Source organism: Streptomyces sp. NPDC051218 (assembly GCF_044455475.1).
Taxonomy (GTDB): Bacteria; Actinomycetota; Actinomycetes; order Streptomycetales; family Streptomycetaceae; genus Streptomyces.
In genome coordinates this window covers 496,080-511,326 of record NZ_JBITEU010000001.1, presented here as the reverse complement: position 1 = coordinate 511,326, position 15,247 = coordinate 496,080, and the positions used below count along the sequence as shown (strand labels likewise).

Sequence of the window (15,247 nt, the reverse complement as noted above, 5' to 3'; positions counted from 1 at the left end):
CCGTGCGCGGGTAGCCGAGTCGGACGTCCGGCAGGGTTCCGGGCCGGACGCCCGGCAGGCTTCCGGGCCTGCTTCGGAGCGAGGCCCATCGCATACTGGGAGGCATGGAGAGCGTCTCCCGGGAGTTCGTCCGGGCCGCCCCGCGGCTCGACGGCATGGTGGTGTCCGCCGTCGGCTACCGCACGCGGGGCGAGCTGCCCGGCCTGCACCGCGGCCTGCCGTCCCCGTACCTGACGCTGATCTTCTCGCTGGACGGCCCCGTCGTCACCGGCCACACCCCCGAACAGGCGGCCGGCCGCCACGCCACCCGCACGGACATCGTCGTCGGCGGCCTGCACCAGTCCCCGGCGTACGTCGTCAGGCCCGAGCACGAGGCGGGCATCCAGCTCGCCGTGCACCCGCTCGCCGCCCGCGCCCTGTTCGGCGTACCGGCCGCGGAACTGGCCGGCGAGCTGGTGACGCCGGGCGCGGAGGTGATGGGGCGCCGCGCCGCCGACGTACGGGAGCTGCTGTGCGAGCAGGGCAGTTGGGAGGAGCGGTTCGCCTCCCTGTCCGGCTACTTGAGGCAGCGCGCGGCCACCGAGGCGTCCGGCGGCTCCGTACGCCCCGAGGTCGCGGAGGCATGGGCCTGGCTCGCCCGGCATCGCGGTGTCGGCACCCTGCGCGGCCTCTCCCGGCACGTCGCGCTCAGCGAACGCCGCCTCACCACGCTCTTCCGCGCCGAGACGGGCCTGAGCCCCAAACAGGCGGGCCGCCTGATGCGCTTCCAGCGCGCACGCAACGCCGTCGTACGCCCGGTCGCGACGGGCGGCGCCCCCGACCTGGCCCGCGTCGCCGCGGACTGCGGGTACTACGACCACTCCCACCTGGTGCGGGACTTCCAGCAGTACACCGGGGTGAGCCCCAGCGGCTGGCTGGCCGAAGAGTGCCGGAATATCCAAGCCGGGAGCCATGGCGGGGGCGAAGGGTAGGGGGCATGAACACCACCGAGAAGCAGAACCAGCAGCCGCAGTCCGCTACCGCGCCCGCATCCGCCGGGCGCGCTCCCAGCGTCTGGCCGTCCCTCCAGGCCCATGACGCCCCCGCCCTGATCGACTTCCTGGTCGGCACGGTCGGCTTCCTGCGCACCGCCGTATACGAGGACGGCGACCGCGTGGCCCACGCCGAGCTCGACTGGCCCGAGGGCGGCGCGATCATGCTCGGCTCGTACGACGAGAAGTCCCAGGAGTGGTGCCTGAAGCCCGGCACCTTCGGCGCGTACGTCGTCACCGACCACGTCGACGACCTCTACCGGCGGCTCACCGCGGCAGGGGTCGAGATCATCCGTGAGATCGAGGACCAGCCGTACGGCAGCAGGGAGTTCGCGATCGCCGACCCCGAGGGCAACAAGTGGTCCTTCGGCACCTACCGCGGCTCGCCGAGGCCCGGGACGGCGGCCTGACCTGGCGGGACGGCAGCCGTTCTGACCTCGCGTGACGGCAGCCGTCCTGACCTCGCGTGATAGCTTGCGAGCGCCAGTCAACCCACACCAGGGCCAGGGAATCCGGTGCGAATCCGGAACTGACGCGCAGCGGTGAGGGGGAACGGGCGGGGCCACGGCCACTGGGCGTCCACGGACGCCTGGGAAGGCGCCCCGCCCGGCCGATCCCCGAGTCCGAAGACCTGCTGGCACCTCCGCCCGCACACCGGGCGGCGGAGGTGACGAAGCAGGCCAGGCTCCGCGTATGAGCCGTGAGACTCAAGGGATCTCGTGTCCTCAACAGCCCGTCGTGTCCGTGTGCCCGTCCGTATGTCTGCCCGTGTGTCCGCCCGCGTGTCCGTCCTCCTCGTCACGGCCGCCGCCGTCACGCTGACCTCGTGCGCGGGCGGCTCCACGGCCACCTCCACCGCGGACGGGAAGGCCGACGGCTACCCACTGACCCTCACCTCCTGCGGCAAGAAGGCGGAGATCAAGGCGCCGCCGCGGCGGGCGGTCTCCCTCGACCAGGGCTCCACGGAGATCCTGCTCTCGCTCGGCCTCGCGGACCGCATGGTGGGCACGGGCACCTGGACCGACCCGGTTCTGAAGGGCCTGGAGAAGGACAACGCGAAGGTCGAGCGGCTCGCCGACAGCTACCCCTCCTTCGAGAAGGTCCTCGCCAAGGAACCGGACTTCGTCACCGCCTCCTTCCAGGCGACGGTCAGCAAGGGCGGCGTCGCCGACCGCGCCAAGTTCGCCGAACTCGGCGTACCTGCCTACGTCTCGCCCTCGGACTGCGCCGGCAAGGACAACAGCGGCGACGGCGACGGCCGCCGCGTCAAGACGCTCACCATGGACACGGTGTACGGCGAAGTCCGTGACCTGGCAAGGGCGTTCGGCGTCGAGAAGCGTGGGGAGCGGCTGGTCGCGGACCTCAAGGGCCGGGTGGCGAAGGCGAGCGGGGCGATCAAGAAGGCCGAGGCGTCCGACACGACACTCCTCTACTGGTTCGCCAACTCCGACTCGCCCTACATCGCGGGCTGTTGCGGAGCCCCGGGCGTCATCACCCGAGAACTCGGCGTGCGGAACGTCTTCGACGACACCCACGAGGAGTGGCCCCAGATCAACTGGGAGACGGTGGCGGACCGCGACCCGGACGTCCTGGTCATCGGCGACCTCACCCGCAAGTCGCAGACGGCCGAGAGCGCGAAGAAGAAGATCGAGTTCCTGGAGTCCAACCCGGTCACCAAGAACCTGACCGCCGTGAAGAAGAAGCGCTATGTGCTGCTGAGCGGCCAGGCCATGAACCCGACGATCCGCACGGTGGACGGCGTGGAGCAAGTCGCGGACGCGTTGCGTGAGTTCGGGCTCGCCAAGTGAGGAAAGCCGCCCCGGGCGGCATACGTTCCGCCCTGCTCTGGACGGCGGGCCTCGCCGCCCTCGCCCTGTCCGTCGCGGTGGCCGTCACCATCGGCCCCGCCGACATCTCCGTACCGGACGTGTGGTCGGCGGTCGCGGCTCACCTCGGCTGGGGAGAGGCGCGGCTCACGCCCATCAGGGACGGCATCGTGTGGAACCTGCGCATGCCGCGCACGCTCCTCGCCGCGGTCTGCGGCGCGGGCCTCGCGGTCTGTGGAACGGTCCTTCAGTCCCTCCTGCGCAACCCGCTCGCCGACCCCTTCGTGCTGGGCGTCTCCTCGGGGGCGTCCACGGGCGCGGTCGCGATCGTCGTCCTGGGGGTCGGCGGGGGAGTGGTGTCGGTTTCGGTGGGCGCCTTCGCCGGGGCCGTCGTCTCGTTCGCGCTGGTCCTGCTGCTGAGCCACAGCCTGGGCGCAAGCGCGGACAGAGTGGTGCTCTCGGGCGTGGCGGCGATGCAGCTCTTCTCCGCCCTCACCTCCTTCGTCATCCTGACCTCGGGCGACGCGGAGACGACGCGAAGTGTCCTGTTCTGGCTGCTTGGTTCGCTGAGCGGAGTGGGCTGGACGGACGTCTGGCTGTGCGCGGCGGTGCTCTTCGTGGCGCTGGCGATCTGCCTGACGCAGGCCCGCACCCTGGACGCGTTCGCCTTCGGCCAGGACGCGGCGGCGACGCTGGGCGTATACGTGGCCCGGGTCCGGCTGCTCCTCCTCTCCACCACCGCCCTGCTGACGGCGGTCCTGGTCAGCAGCGCGGGAGCCATCGGCTTCGTGGGCCTGGTCCTGCCGCACGCGGCCCGCGCCCTCGTGGGCGCCGGGCACGCACGCCTGGTCCCGGTCACGGCGCTCGCGGGCGCGGTGTTCCTGGTGTGGGTGGACACGCTGGCCCGCACGGTCCTGGACCCCCAGGAGGTCCCCGTCGGGGTGGTGACGTCCCTGATCGGAGTTCCGGCGTTCGTCCTGGTCCTCTACCGCACGAGGAGGACGACATGAGCCGGCACACCGAGGACGACATGAGCCAGCACACCGGACCCGGCCTGCGAGCCGACCGAGTGACCCGGGAGGCAGGCGGCCGGCTCATCGTCGACGGAGTGACCCTGACCCCGCCCCCCGGAGCCACGGTCGGCCTGCTGGGCCCGAACGGCTCGGGCAAGTCAACGCTCCTGCGCATCCTGGCGGGCGTCCTGGCCCCGACGTCAGGAGTGGTCACCCTGGACGGCATGCCCCTGCGCGACGCGGGCCGCCGCACGGTGGCACGCAGGGTGGCGGTGGTGGACCAGGACGCCACCACGCAGGTCGAGCTGTCGGTGGAGGAGGTCGTACGCCTGGGCCGCATCCCGCACCGCAGGGCGTGGTCACCGCCGACGCCGGAGGACGAGGAGGCGGTCCGTCAGGCCCTGACCCGCACGGGCCTGACGGACCGAGCCACCCAGTCCTGGCACACGCTTTCCGGCGGGGAACGCCAACGGGCACAGATAGCAAGGGCGTTGGCCCAGACCCCCCAGGAACTCCTCCTGGACGAACCGACCAACCACCTGGACATCCACCACCAACTCGACCTCCTGTCCCTGGTGGCGAACCTCCCCCTGACCAGCGTGATAGCCCTGCACGACCTGAACCTGGCGGCCATGTTCTGCGACCAGATCCTGGTCCTGCGAGAGGGAGTGGCCCACGCGGCAGGCACACCCTCAGAGGTGATCACGGAGGAACTGATCGCGAAGGTGTACGGGGTACGGGCGGAGGTCACCCAACACCCCACGGAACCCCACCCCTCGATCCGCTTCCTGCGCGCCTGAGTCTCCGCCGTCCAGGACGCCGCTTCTCAGGGCCGCGGCTCGTCGAGGTACTGGTCGGCCCAGGCGCTGATGATGTGAGCGGCCCGTTGCGCCTGCCCTCGCGCGGTCAGCAGATGGTCCGCGCCTTCGAGCGAGATGAAGCTGCGGGGGTGGCGTGCCTCCTGGAAGATCTCCGCGGCGTTGGAGATGTCGACGGTGGAGTCGGTGGGCGAATGCGCCACCAGGAGCGGAAGGTCCACCTCGCCGATCCGGTCGCGCAGGTGAGCCCGGCGCACGTCCTCGACGAAGGCGCGCTTGAGAACCAGGGTCCTGCCGCCGACGAACCACTCGTGCGCCCCGTCACTGAGGACGCGATCAAGGACCGAGTCGTACTGCCGCTCGACATGACTGGGGTCGACGGGCGCCGCGATCGTGGCCAGCGCGCGGAGGCCGTCGATCTCGCTCGCGGCTGCGATGGCGGCGGCGCCTCCCCATGAGTGCCCCACCAGCAAATCCACCGGAGTCCCTCGCTCCGCCATGAAGGCCGCGGCACGGACGGTGTCCTGCACCTTGACGGTGAAGGAACCGTCCCCCCAGTCGCCCTCGGAGTCCCCGATCCCGAGATTGTCGAAGCGCAGCATGCCGATCCCCTCGCGCGCCAGCTGCTTGCAGACCCGCGAGGCGGCCGGCGATCCCTTGCCCAGGGTGAACCCATGCGCGAAGAGCCCCCAGCCTCGGACCTCGCCCTCCGGCAGATCGATCGCTCCGGCCAACGCGGGGCCGACGACGCTCGGGAATGTCACTTTTTCGCTCATGTGGGGTGCTCACCTAGGCAGGGACTGATCGTGGGGGAGGGAGAGGAGGGGGACGAGAGCGACACTAGCCGGTGACGGCGCTGGACCGACACGACAGCCCGCCACAACAGTGGGCCGCCTCCCCGTTCCGGGAGACGGCCCACTGTCCATGCTGACGCGGCGTCGGGTCTCGGCTTCACCCGACCCGGCGTTCTAGATGTCGAAATACAGCTCGAACTCGTGCGGGTGCGGGCGCAGCTGGATCGGGGCGATTTCGTTCGTGCGCTTGTAGTCGATCCACGTCTCGATCAGGTCGGAGGTGAAGACACCGCCGGCCAGGAGGTACTCGTGGTCCGCCTCGAGGGCGTCGAGGACGGCCGGGAGGGAGGTCGGGACCTGGGCGACACCCGCGTGCTCCTCGGGGGCGAGCTCGTAGAGGTCCTTGTCGATCGGCTCCGGCGGCTCGATCTTGTTCTTGACGCCGTCCAGGCCGGCCATCAGGAGCGCCGAGAACGCGAGGTACGGGTTCGAGGACGGGTCCGGCGCGCGGAACTCGACGCGCTTGGCCTTCGGGTTCGAGCCCGTGATCGGGATACGCATGGCCGCGGAGCGGTTGCGCTGCGAGTACACCATGTTGACCGGCGCCTCGAAGCCCGGGACCAGGCGGTGGTACGAGTTCACCGTCGGGTTGGTGAAGGCGAGCAGTGACGGGGCGTGCTTGAGGATGCCGCCGATGTAGTAGCGGGCGGTGTCGGACAGGCCCGCGTAGCCCTGCTCGTCGTAGAAGAGCGGGTCGCCGTTGGCCCACAGCGACTGGTGCACGTGCATGCCCGAACCGTTGTCACCGAAGATCGGCTTCGGCATGAAGGTCGCGGTCTTCTGGTTGCGCCAGGCGACGTTCTTCACGATGTACTTGAAGAGCATCAGGTCGTCGGCCGCGGCGAGCAGCGTGTTGAACTTGTAGTTGATCTCCGCCTGGCCGGCCGTGCCGACCTCGTGGTGCTGGCGCTCGACCTGGAGGCCGTTCTTGTCCAGCTCCAGGGAGATCTCCGCGCGGAGGTCCGCGAAGTGGTCGACCGGCGGGGCGGGGAAGTAGCCGCCCTTGTAGCGGACCTTGTAGCCACGGTTGTTCTCGACCGCACCGGTGTTCCAGGCGCCTGCCTCGGAGTCGATGTGGTAGAAGCTCTCGTTCGCCGACGTCTGGAAGCGGACGTTGTCGAAGACGTAGAACTCGGCCTCGGGACCGAAGTACGCGGTGTCCGCGATGCCGGTGGACGCGAGGTAGGCCTCGGCCTTCTTGGCGATGTTCCGCGGGTCACGGCTGTACTGCTCGCCCGTGATCGGGTCGTGGATGAAGAAGTTGATGTTGATGGTCTTGTCGCGGCGGAAGGGGTCGACCCGGGCGGTCGACAGGTCCGCGCGCAGCGCCATGTCGGACTCGTGGATGGCCTGGAAGCCGCGGATCGACGAACCGTCGAAGGCGAGCTCCTCGTTCGGGTCGAACGCCGCTGCCGGGATCGTGAAGTGCTGCATCACTCCGGGCAGGTCGCAGAACCGGACATCTACGAACTTCACGTCCTCGTCCGCGATGAACTTCTTTGCGTCGTCGGCGTTCTGGAACATCCAACTCCTCCTACTCCCGACCCCCAGGCGGGGACGGGGTTGCAGCTCGTTGTGCGGCCAGTGCGGTGGCACACGCTGGGACCCGACCATAGGGACGGGGGATTTCTCAAGCATGACCCATTTGTTTCGCCGAAGTTAACCGAGGCGGGTTCGAGTCAGGTGTCATTCGCCCTACCCCGCCCGTCCTCGGACGAAATCGGGCGCAGTACCGTGGACGGGTGGACAACAGGCAAGCAATCGGATCGTGGCTCTCCGGCCCTCGTGCGGCGGCAGAGGAAGCGGGCGTCGACTTCGGGTACCGCGGCGAGCAGCTCGGCCTGCCGGAGGAGGGGCCGGGATCGATCGCGCGCCCCGGGCGGCGCATGGGCGCCATCGCCGTCGACTGGGGGGTGAGCATGCTCATCGCATACGGCCTGTTCGCTCGCGGTGACCAGCAGGCGATGGGCAACTGGGCGCTCGGCATCTTCTTCGTCATGACCGTCCTGACGGTCGGCACGGTCGGCTGCACCCCCGGCAAGGCCCTCTTCCGGCTGCGCGTCATCGCCGAGGGCGGTGGCAGGCTCGGTATCGGCCGCGTCCTCGTCCGCAGCGTGCTGCTCTGCGTCGCCGTCCCCGCCCTGATCTGGGACCGCGACGGCCGCGGCCTCCACGACCGCCTCGGCCGCGCGGTCCAGGTGCGGATCTGAGATCCCCGCTCTACGTATGGCGAAGGCCCCGGAACCGATCGGTTCCGGGGCCTTCGCCATACGTAGAGACAGGAGAGCAGGAGAGGTGGAAAGAGGCGGAGAGCTACCGCATCTTCGGGCCACCGCGAGGCGTGCGCATGCCCGTCGGCAGCGTTCACGCGTGTTGCCCTTGCGTTTACTCTGCGCATCTAGCTCCTGCCAGGGCAAAACCCTGGTTGGCTTCGAGGGCCGCGCGAGGTTTGAGGGGCCCTGCAGATCTTCGGCGGTGCCCGCCGCCACCTCAGCCTCAGCGAGGTGCGTCGCCGAGAGCTTGCCAGAGAGGCGCAGGAGCGGGGCCATGAGCAGCGCTCGTGATGGGGAGTGGGCTCCTCAGAGGTGCTGTGCCTAGAAGAGTGGCTGTGCTGACTCTCCTGCTCCCGAAACCAATCGCGACTCGGAACCAGAAGCTGATCTCAAGGTCATTTGGAAACCAACGGAGGCTCCGGGGTCAGAGGTGGCGCATCAGAGAATGCTGGAAATCTTGTTTGCACCCCGCCCTGGCGAATAGCGCCCTACAGTTGACGAATCGCATGGGTGACCCCGGCGGTGCGCTAACACCCCGGGGTCTGGCCAGTCTGGGAGGACTGACATGGGTAACTCTGCCATACGCTCAATTCACGTCGCAGCTCAGGCCGTTGATCGTGCCAAGCCCGTGATGCGGGCAGTTGACTACCTGCGGGTGTCCACTGATCAGCAGGTCGACGGTTACGGCATCGCCTACACAGGCGACGAGACGGCCGCGTACATCGCACGCAAGGGCTGGGGTCACGTCGACACCTTCAAGGATGAAGGGGAGTCGGGCACCCTCACATGGGACAAGCGCGAGGGCGCAACTGAAATCATGTCTCTCGCTCAAAAGAAGCCCTGTCCATTCAATATGGTGGTCGTTTACGAGACCCGAGCCGTCGGGCGAAATAATCGCGTCTTCTGGGAATGGGTGTGGAAGCTACAAGATCTCGGCGTGTATGTCGCCATCGTGGATGACGACATAGACAACACGACCGAAGAGGGTGAAGAGCGAATGCGCGATAAGGCGACTGAAGCCTTTAAGGAACTTCTCCGCATTCATAAGAGGACTCAGGGGGGAATTCAGAAGAAGGCTCGCACGGGTGGCTATGCTGGCGGCGCTCCCCGTTACGGTTACCGCATTGAGAACAAAGGGGTGAAGGGGAAGCAGCGTCTCGTGATCGACGTTTGCGATGGGGGTGAAAACTGCTCTCGATCCGAAGTTTGCACGACCGTGCACGAGGCGATGGTATTGCGTAGGGGGCGCATCCTCGTCGTCAAGTTCAAGGGGGTTTGGCGTAAGGTCGTCCGCTCTCTCAATTCTGAGGGGTTAGTGAGTCGTTCGGGTAAGCCTTGGGGTGAGGCGAACTTCCGGTCACGTTTGCTGAATGAGGATCTGCTAGAGGCTCGGTATGTGTTCCGAGGGAAGAACGCAAAGCTTGGCGAGGACGGAACTCCTGTATGGGGAGCGACTAGCGTCATTCCGCTCGATCCGATGTTTACTCCAGAGGAAGTGGCAGAGCTTCGGAGCGCTACGGAAGGACCGCGGCGCCGACCCTCAATCAAAGGGCGGATTTATACGCTGACGGGTCTGATTCAGAGTCAGTGCGGTAAGCGCTACGTGGGTTGCGCTCCGGCGAATGAGGCGGCGCACTACCTCTGTTCGGGGAAGAGGGAGGCATACCCAGGGGCGCCAACGTGCTCGTGCCCGCAGCTCGATGCTCAAGGCGTGGAGGGCTGGGCCTGGGGAAGTGTCTGCGACTTCTTTCGGGATGGGAACAGACTCAAAAGGCTCTCGGGTGAATGGCTGGGGAAGACGAGAGAGCGGCAAGTGGATTTTGCCTCACGTCTGGCCGAACTGGATCGGAGGATCGCAGAGCAAGACAGCACGATCGATACCACTACTGCCGTCGCAGCAGAGCGGGCCGCACGCCGGGGGCTTTCGCAACGCGACGCCAGAGCCGCAGTGAATCGAGCGATCAAGCCGCTTACGGATCGCCTCGAAGAACTGGAGCGGACGCGATCTGAGGTGGCTTCCTGGAGAGAGGCCGCTTCGCAGGAGGACCAGCGGGCGGCGAGTCTCGAAAGGCTCGCGCGTCTCAGTGACCGTTTGGAGGCGCTACCCCGAGAAGAGCAACAGGAATTCTTTGGGCTGGCCAACGTCAAGATCCTCATCACGGGTACCCCGCCACCCATGCATCGGGGGCTTCCCTGCCCCATCGGCGCTTGGTTCCGCACCCGTGAACGGCTGGTGCCGACGCTGTGTGACTGTGCTTGGGAGCGGGTGGTGGAGGTGGAAAAGTTTCCAGGTGGAGGCGTCGTACCTCGACAGAGGGGAGGGCTTGCCCCTCGGACGGTGTTGGAAGCCTTCCTCAAGAAGGCTCGAACCGGGGCCGCTTGGCCAGAGCTGGATGCTGAGTACGGCTCTACGGGCCTCATCGGGCATTGGAGGCGGTGGAGTGCGTCAGGTCGCTGGGAACGAGTAATGGGCGCCTTGGAGGGCGCCCATGGGGGTGTTGAAGTAGCGAGGCCTCACCCTCTCCCGCCTATGGAAATGACGGGAGAGGTAAAGCCAGGAGTCATCCTCGCGGCATACGAGGGGTACGACCGCGTCCCGCACCCTTCGGCATCGGCCCCTTCGGCAGCGGCATGTTGCTCATCAGGTCGCCCATCGCGCGCAGCCGGTCGTTCGTCGTCGTGACCTGCGGGCCCTGGAGGACGCGGGGCAGCTTCAGAAGCGTCGTACGCAGCTTCTTCAGCGGGACCTGGCCCTCGCCGGTGCCGACGATGACGTCATGCACGGGGACGTCCGAGACGACCCGCGCCATCCGCCTCTTCTCGGCGGCCAGCAGGCTCTTCACCCGGTTCGGGTTGCCCTCGGCGACGAGCACGATGCCGGCCTTGCCGACCGTGCGGTGCACGACGTCCTGGCTGCGGTTCATCGCCACCGCCGGAGTCGTCGTCCAGCCGCGGCCGATCTTGTCGAGCACCGCGGCCGCCGCACCGGGCTGGCCCTCCATCTGCCCGAAGGCCGCACGCTCAGCCCTGCGCCCGAAGACGATCGCCATCGCGAGGAAGGCGAGCACAAAGCCGAGAATGCCGAGATAGATCGGGTGACCGATCAAGAAGCCGATCGCGAGGAAGACACCAAAGGTGACGATTCCCACAGCCGCGATGATGAGACCGATCCGCGGATCGGCCCTGCGGGTCATCTTGTAGGTCTGGGCAATCTGCTTGAGTCGCCCGGGGTTCGCGGCGTCCGCCGCGGGTTCCTTCCTCGCCATGCCGTGAAGTCTACGTGTCCCTGGAGGTGACTACGACGTGCGGGTTGTCATCGCCTCTTCGAGCACGCGCAGCGCCTCGGCCCGGTCCTTGGCGCGACGCCGGTCGTCAAGGACGGACGTCCACGCGTTGCGGCGCGCGGTGCGCTGGCCGCTGCTCATGAGAATCGACTCGACGGCACGCAGTGCGTCGGTGACGGACGGGATGGCGGTGGCGCGTACGGGCGCGGCCTGCATGGTGGAGCCCTCCTGAGCGGCTATGGGTAGGGCAGTACGTGGGGTGATTCCAGGGTCACTGATTGGTGTTACCAGGGCGTGACCGACCGGTCAAACACGGATGAAGCCTTGACGCCGACCCGCAAAACATTGACGCGGCCCCTACGTCCCCCTCACCTGCGGGGACCGTGGAGGCCGCGCCATCTCGGCCACTACTCATCAGTAGACACTTGTGCGCCGATTCACACAGCCGAACTCTCGGGGAGAGATCACACCGCCTGCGAGGCGACGTACGCGCCGCGCTTCTCGATCGCCATCTGGTAGAGGCGTCCCGCGCGGTACGAGGAGCGGACCAGCGGCCCGGACATGACGCCGGAGAAGCCGATCTCCTCGGCCTCCTCCTTCAGCTCCACGAACTCCTGCGGCTTGGCCCAGCGCTCCACGGGGTGATGGCGCGGCGTCGGGCGCAGGTACTGCGTGATCGTGATGAGCTCGCAGCCCGCGTCGTGCAACGCGTGCAGCGCCTCGCTGATCTCCTCGCGCTCCTCGCCCATGCCGAGGATGAGGTTCGACTTGGTGACCAGACCGGCCTCGCGGGCACGGGTGATGACCTCGAGCGAGCGCTCGAAACGGAAGCCGGGGCGGATCCGCTTGAAGATGCGCGGCACCGTCTCCACGTTGTGCCCGAGGACCTCGGGGCGCGAGGAGAAGACCTCGGCCAGCTGGTCGGGGTCGGCGTTGAAGTCGGGGATGAGCAGCTCGACCTTGGTCCTGCCCTCCGCGCGCTCCGCCGTCATCGCGTGGATCTGGCGCACGGTCTCCGCATACAGCCAGGCGCCGCCGTCATCCAGGTCGTCGCGGGCGACGCCGGTGATCGTGGCGTAGTTCAGGTCCATCGTCACGACGGACTCACCGACGCGACGCGGCTCGTCGCGGTCGAGGGCCTGCGGCTTGCCCGTGTCGATCTGGCAGAAGTCGCAGCGCCGGGTGCACTGGTCACCGCCGATGAGGAAGGTGGCCTCGCGGTCTTCCCAGCACTCGTAGATGTTGGGACAGCCCGCTTCCTGGCAGACCGTGTGCAGGCCCTCGCTCTTCACGAGGTTCTGCATCTTGGTGTACTCGGGGCCCATTTTCGCCCGGGTCTTGATCCACTCGGGCTTGCGCTCGATCGGGGTCTGGGCGTTCCGGACCTCAAGGCGCAGCATCTTGCGTCCGTCGGGTGCGACTGCGGACACATCGGCTCCCTGTAGCTTCGATTCTTCGGCGCACACCAGGGTACGCCCGTGATGTCGTTGGGCTTACGTTCGGGCAACCTCTGGCCGGCGGGGTGCATTCCCCGAAGCCGTGGCAGGCCCGGACGTACCGGCTCTCTAGGCCGTCGCCTTCTCGTCTTCCGGCTGCTCAACCGTCTGCTCGGCGGCCGTTTCCACCACCCGCGGCTTGAGCTCGGCGTTCTCCAGGACCTCCCGCAGGTGCCGCTCGGCGACGGGCAGGACGTCGGCGATCGTGACCTCGCGGCCCAGCTCGTACGAGAGGGACGTCACGCCCGCGTCGCGGATCCCGCACGGGATGATCTTGTCGAACCAGGTGTTGTCCGGGTTCACGTTCAGCGCGAAGCCGTGCATCGTCACGCCCTTGGCGACCCGGATGCCGATCGCCGCGATCTTGCGGTCCTCGCGGCGCTGGCCCGCGTTGGACGGGGCGTACTCCGGGCCGTTGAACCGGGCGTCGAACTCGTCGTCCTGGGTCCGGGGGTCGAGGTCCAGCGTCAGGCCGCCCAGCGCCGGACGCTCCTGCACGGGGTCACCGAGCACCCATACGCCGCTGCGGCCCTCGACGCGGGACGTCTCCAGGCCGAATTCCGCACACGTACGGATAAGAGCCTCTTCCAGACGACGCACATGTGCTACGACGTCCACCGGGCGCGGCAGCTTCTGGATCGGGTAGCCCACGAGCTGTCCCGGACCGTGCCAGGTGATCTTGCCGCCGCGGTCCACGTCGACGACGGGGGTGCCGTCCAGCGGGCGCTCGCTGTCCTCGGTGCGGCGGCCCGCGGTGTACACCGGCAGGTGCTCGAGCAGCAGACATGTGTCCGGGAGTTCGTCGGCGAAGCGGGCGGCGTGCACGCGGCGCTGCTCGTCCCACGCCTCCTGGTATTCGACCGAATCCGGGCCGAAGCCGAGACGGACGAACTGAAACTCACTCACGGCACGTGCCTCCCTAGAACCTGCACCGGTACCTGCACCGCAGAACCTGCACCTTGCACATATCGCGCCCCCAGCCACTGTACGGGCAGCGGATTCTCGTCAGTCGTCCGGTCAATCCTCACACGATCGGATGAATGCGGGTCGAAGGTCGCGATGAGGGCGGTGAGGGCCGTTACATTCACGCCGTTCACAGAGCCATAAGGGCTGCTCAAGGCAACGCCCGAAAGGCAGGAGACCGCACAGCCGATGACGGAACGACCTCCGCAGCGCACGCCCAACCGCCAGCTAGCCGCGCTCATCTCAGAAGCCGGGTTCTCCAATGCGGGGCTCGCACGCCGCGTCGATCAGCTGGGCCTCGAGCACGGTCTCGATCTGCGGTACGACAAGACATCGGTGACCCGCTGGCTGCGCGGGCAGCAGCCGCGCGGCACCACCCCCGCCCTGATCGCCGAGGTCTTCACCCGGCGGTTAGGCCGGCGCCTGACGGCGCAGGATCTCGGGCTCGACGCGTGCGCGCCGGTGTACGCCGGTCTTGAGTTCGCGGCGAGCCCCGAAGAGGCGATCGACATCGTCGGCGGGCTCTGGCGCAAGGACTCCGGGAGCCACGCCGAGCTCCGGAAGATCGCGTTCACCCCGGCGGGCCTCGTCGTGCCCAGCAGAGACTGGCTGATCGGCCGCGCCGACGACCGGGTGAGCCGCGGCGACTACCCGCCGAGCGGCGCCCGCGTGCCCACGCAGGGCCGGCCGGCCATACCGCGCCAGCGCAAGGAGCCCGAGCGCGGCCTCGGGGCCAAGGTGACCAGCGGCGACATCTCGGCCCTGCGCTCCGTCGGCGAACTCTTCCGCGCCCTCGACCACGCGTACGGCGGCGGGCACGCCCGGCAGGCCCTCGTGCGCTACCTGGAGCACGAGGCCGAGCCGATGCTTCGGGGCACGTACGGCGAACAAGCCGGGCGGCGGCTCTTCGCGGCGGCCGCCGACCTCACCCGGCTCGCGGGCTGGACGTCGTACGACATCGCGGCGCACGGCCTCGCCCAGCGGTACTACGTGCAGGCGCTGCGGCTCTCGCAGGCGGCGGGCGACCGCGCCTACGGCTCGTACGTCCTGGTCACCATGAGCCGCCAGGCCGTCTACCTCGGGCACGGCAGAGAGGCCGTACAGCTGGCGCGGGTGGCCCAGCAGGGGGTCGGGTCGTCGGCACCGCCCGTCGTGCAGGCCCTGCTGCACTCGGTCGAGGCGCGCGGCCACGGTGTGCTCGGCGAGGTGCGGGCGTGCACGGCGTCGATGGTGCGCGCCGAGCGCGCCCTGGAGACGGCACGGCCGGGCGACGAAGTCCCCTACTGGGCGCGGTTCTTCGACGAGGCACAGCTCGCGGACGAGTTCGGGCACTGCCACCGGGACCTTCAGCAGTACCGCGTGGCCGCTCAGCACGCGGAGCGCTCGCTCCAGCTGCGCGCCCCCGGGTACGCCCGCAGTCGCCTGTTCTGCCGGATCGTGCTCGCCTCGTCGCGCCTGGGCCTCGGCGAGCTGGAGCAGGCCTGCCAGCTGGGCGCGGAGGCGGCGCAGGCGGCGGGCGAGATGCGGTCGGTGCGAGCCATTGAGTACGTACGCGAATTCGAGCGGCGGCTCGAGCCGTACCGCGACGCGGCGGCGGTGCGGGGCTACCGCGACCGGGTGGCCGCTCTGGGGTGACCCAGGGGGTGGCTCGTAAGGGGAGGCGCTTGTAAGGGGCGGGGCTGCGCAGCC

14 protein-coding genes, 1 pseudogene and 1 riboswitch are annotated in these 15,247 nt (G+C 68.5%); of the genes and pseudogenes, 8 read left to right on the top strand and 7 right to left on the bottom strand.

Features of this window, described 5'->3' with window-relative positions; translation table 11 throughout:
- Window positions 1-104: 104 nt before the first annotated feature.
- The 5 genes from ACIBCK_RS02380 (at window position 105) to ACIBCK_RS02360 (ending at window position 4,670) form a co-directional block, all read left to right on the top strand.
- Complete coding sequence (locus tag ACIBCK_RS02380; protein ID WP_399386198.1) at window positions 105-971, top strand: helix-turn-helix domain-containing protein; 867 nt, start codon at window positions 105-107, stop codon at window positions 969-971.
- 5 nt (window positions 972-976) lie between these two features.
- Entirely contained in the window at window positions 977-1,441 is a 465-nt protein-coding gene (locus ACIBCK_RS02375; RefSeq protein WP_399386197.1) for a VOC family protein, read from the top strand.
- A 57-nt stretch (window positions 1,442-1,498) separates the two neighbouring features.
- A riboswitch (cobalamin riboswitch) is annotated at window positions 1,499-1,685 on the top strand.
- Window positions 1,686-1,789: 104 nt separating this feature from the next.
- Window positions 1,790-2,839, top strand: coding sequence for an ABC transporter substrate-binding protein (locus ACIBCK_RS02370; RefSeq protein WP_399386196.1), 1,050 nt, complete (start codon window positions 1,790-1,792; stop codon window positions 2,837-2,839).
- Complete coding sequence (locus tag ACIBCK_RS02365; protein ID WP_399386195.1) at window positions 2,836-3,867, top strand: FecCD family ABC transporter permease; 1,032 nt, start codon at window positions 2,836-2,838, stop codon at window positions 3,865-3,867. The genes ACIBCK_RS02370 and ACIBCK_RS02365 overlap by 4 nt, the downstream gene beginning before the upstream one ends.
- Window positions 3,868-3,887: 20 nt before the next feature.
- On the top strand, window positions 3,888-4,670 hold the full coding sequence (locus ACIBCK_RS02360) for an ABC transporter ATP-binding protein (protein WP_399387194.1): 783 nt from the start codon (window positions 3,888-3,890) through the stop codon (window positions 4,668-4,670).
- A gap of 26 nt (window positions 4,671-4,696) precedes the next feature.
- Here ACIBCK_RS02360 and ACIBCK_RS02355 read toward each other — a convergent pair whose 3' ends face one another.
- Both ACIBCK_RS02355 and glnA read right to left on the bottom strand, forming a co-directional pair.
- Complete coding sequence (locus ACIBCK_RS02355) at window positions 4,697-5,464, bottom strand: alpha/beta hydrolase family protein (protein ID WP_399386194.1); 768 nt, start codon at window positions 5,462-5,464, stop codon at window positions 4,697-4,699.
- Between the two features lie 192 nt (window positions 5,465-5,656).
- Window positions 5,657-7,066, bottom strand: a complete 1,410-nt coding sequence (gene glnA / locus ACIBCK_RS02350) for a type I glutamate--ammonia ligase (protein ID WP_399386193.1) — start codon at window positions 7,064-7,066, stop codon at window positions 5,657-5,659.
- Window positions 7,067-7,284: 218 nt separating this feature from the next.
- On the opposite strand from glnA, the gene ACIBCK_RS02345 reads away from it, so the two are divergent.
- The gene (locus ACIBCK_RS02345) at window positions 7,285-7,752 is read left to right on the top strand and encodes an RDD family protein (protein ID WP_399386192.1); all 468 of its coding nucleotides are present in this window, start codon (window positions 7,285-7,287) and stop codon (window positions 7,750-7,752) included.
- A 628-nt stretch (window positions 7,753-8,380) separates the two neighbouring features.
- Window positions 8,381-8,845 (top strand): annotated as a pseudogene (locus tag ACIBCK_RS02340) (recombinase family protein); the annotation flags it as partial.
- On the opposite strand, the gene ACIBCK_RS02335 reads toward ACIBCK_RS02340, so the two are convergent.
- The 5 genes from ACIBCK_RS02335 to lipB form a co-directional block, all read right to left on the bottom strand.
- Window positions 8,738-9,037, bottom strand: a complete 300-nt coding sequence (locus ACIBCK_RS02335) for a hypothetical protein (RefSeq protein WP_399387293.1) — start codon at window positions 9,035-9,037, stop codon at window positions 8,738-8,740. The pseudogene ACIBCK_RS02340 and the gene ACIBCK_RS02335 sit on opposite strands and share 108 nt — an antisense overlap.
- Before the next feature lie 1,339 nt (window positions 9,038-10,376).
- Window positions 10,377-11,081: a DUF4191 domain-containing protein gene (locus tag ACIBCK_RS02330; RefSeq protein ID WP_399386191.1), complete on the bottom strand. Its 705-nt coding sequence runs from the start codon at window positions 11,079-11,081 to the stop codon at window positions 10,377-10,379.
- A gap of 30 nt (window positions 11,082-11,111) precedes the next feature.
- Window positions 11,112-11,315 carry a hypothetical protein gene (locus ACIBCK_RS02325; protein WP_363208335.1) on the bottom strand — a complete coding sequence of 68 codons (204 nt, stop codon included), beginning with the start codon at window positions 11,313-11,315 and terminating at the stop codon, window positions 11,112-11,114.
- A gap of 248 nt (window positions 11,316-11,563) precedes the next feature.
- Window positions 11,564-12,529: a lipoyl synthase gene (locus ACIBCK_RS02320; RefSeq protein WP_367041172.1), complete on the bottom strand. Its 966-nt coding sequence runs from the start codon at window positions 12,527-12,529 to the stop codon at window positions 11,564-11,566.
- 135 nt (window positions 12,530-12,664) lie between these two features.
- Window positions 12,665-13,501 (bottom strand): lipoyl(octanoyl) transferase LipB, encoded by an 837-nt coding sequence (gene lipB, locus ACIBCK_RS02315; protein ID WP_399386190.1) that lies wholly within the window; start codon window positions 13,499-13,501, stop codon window positions 12,665-12,667.
- 246 nt (window positions 13,502-13,747) lie between these two features.
- Here lipB and ACIBCK_RS02310 point away from each other — a divergent pair, with 246 nt between their 5' ends.
- A complete protein-coding gene (locus tag ACIBCK_RS02310) occupies window positions 13,748-15,193 on the top strand; it encodes a regulator (protein WP_399386189.1) in 1,446 nt (481 codons plus the stop codon).
- The last annotated feature ends 54 nt before the right edge of the window (window positions 15,194-15,247 follow it).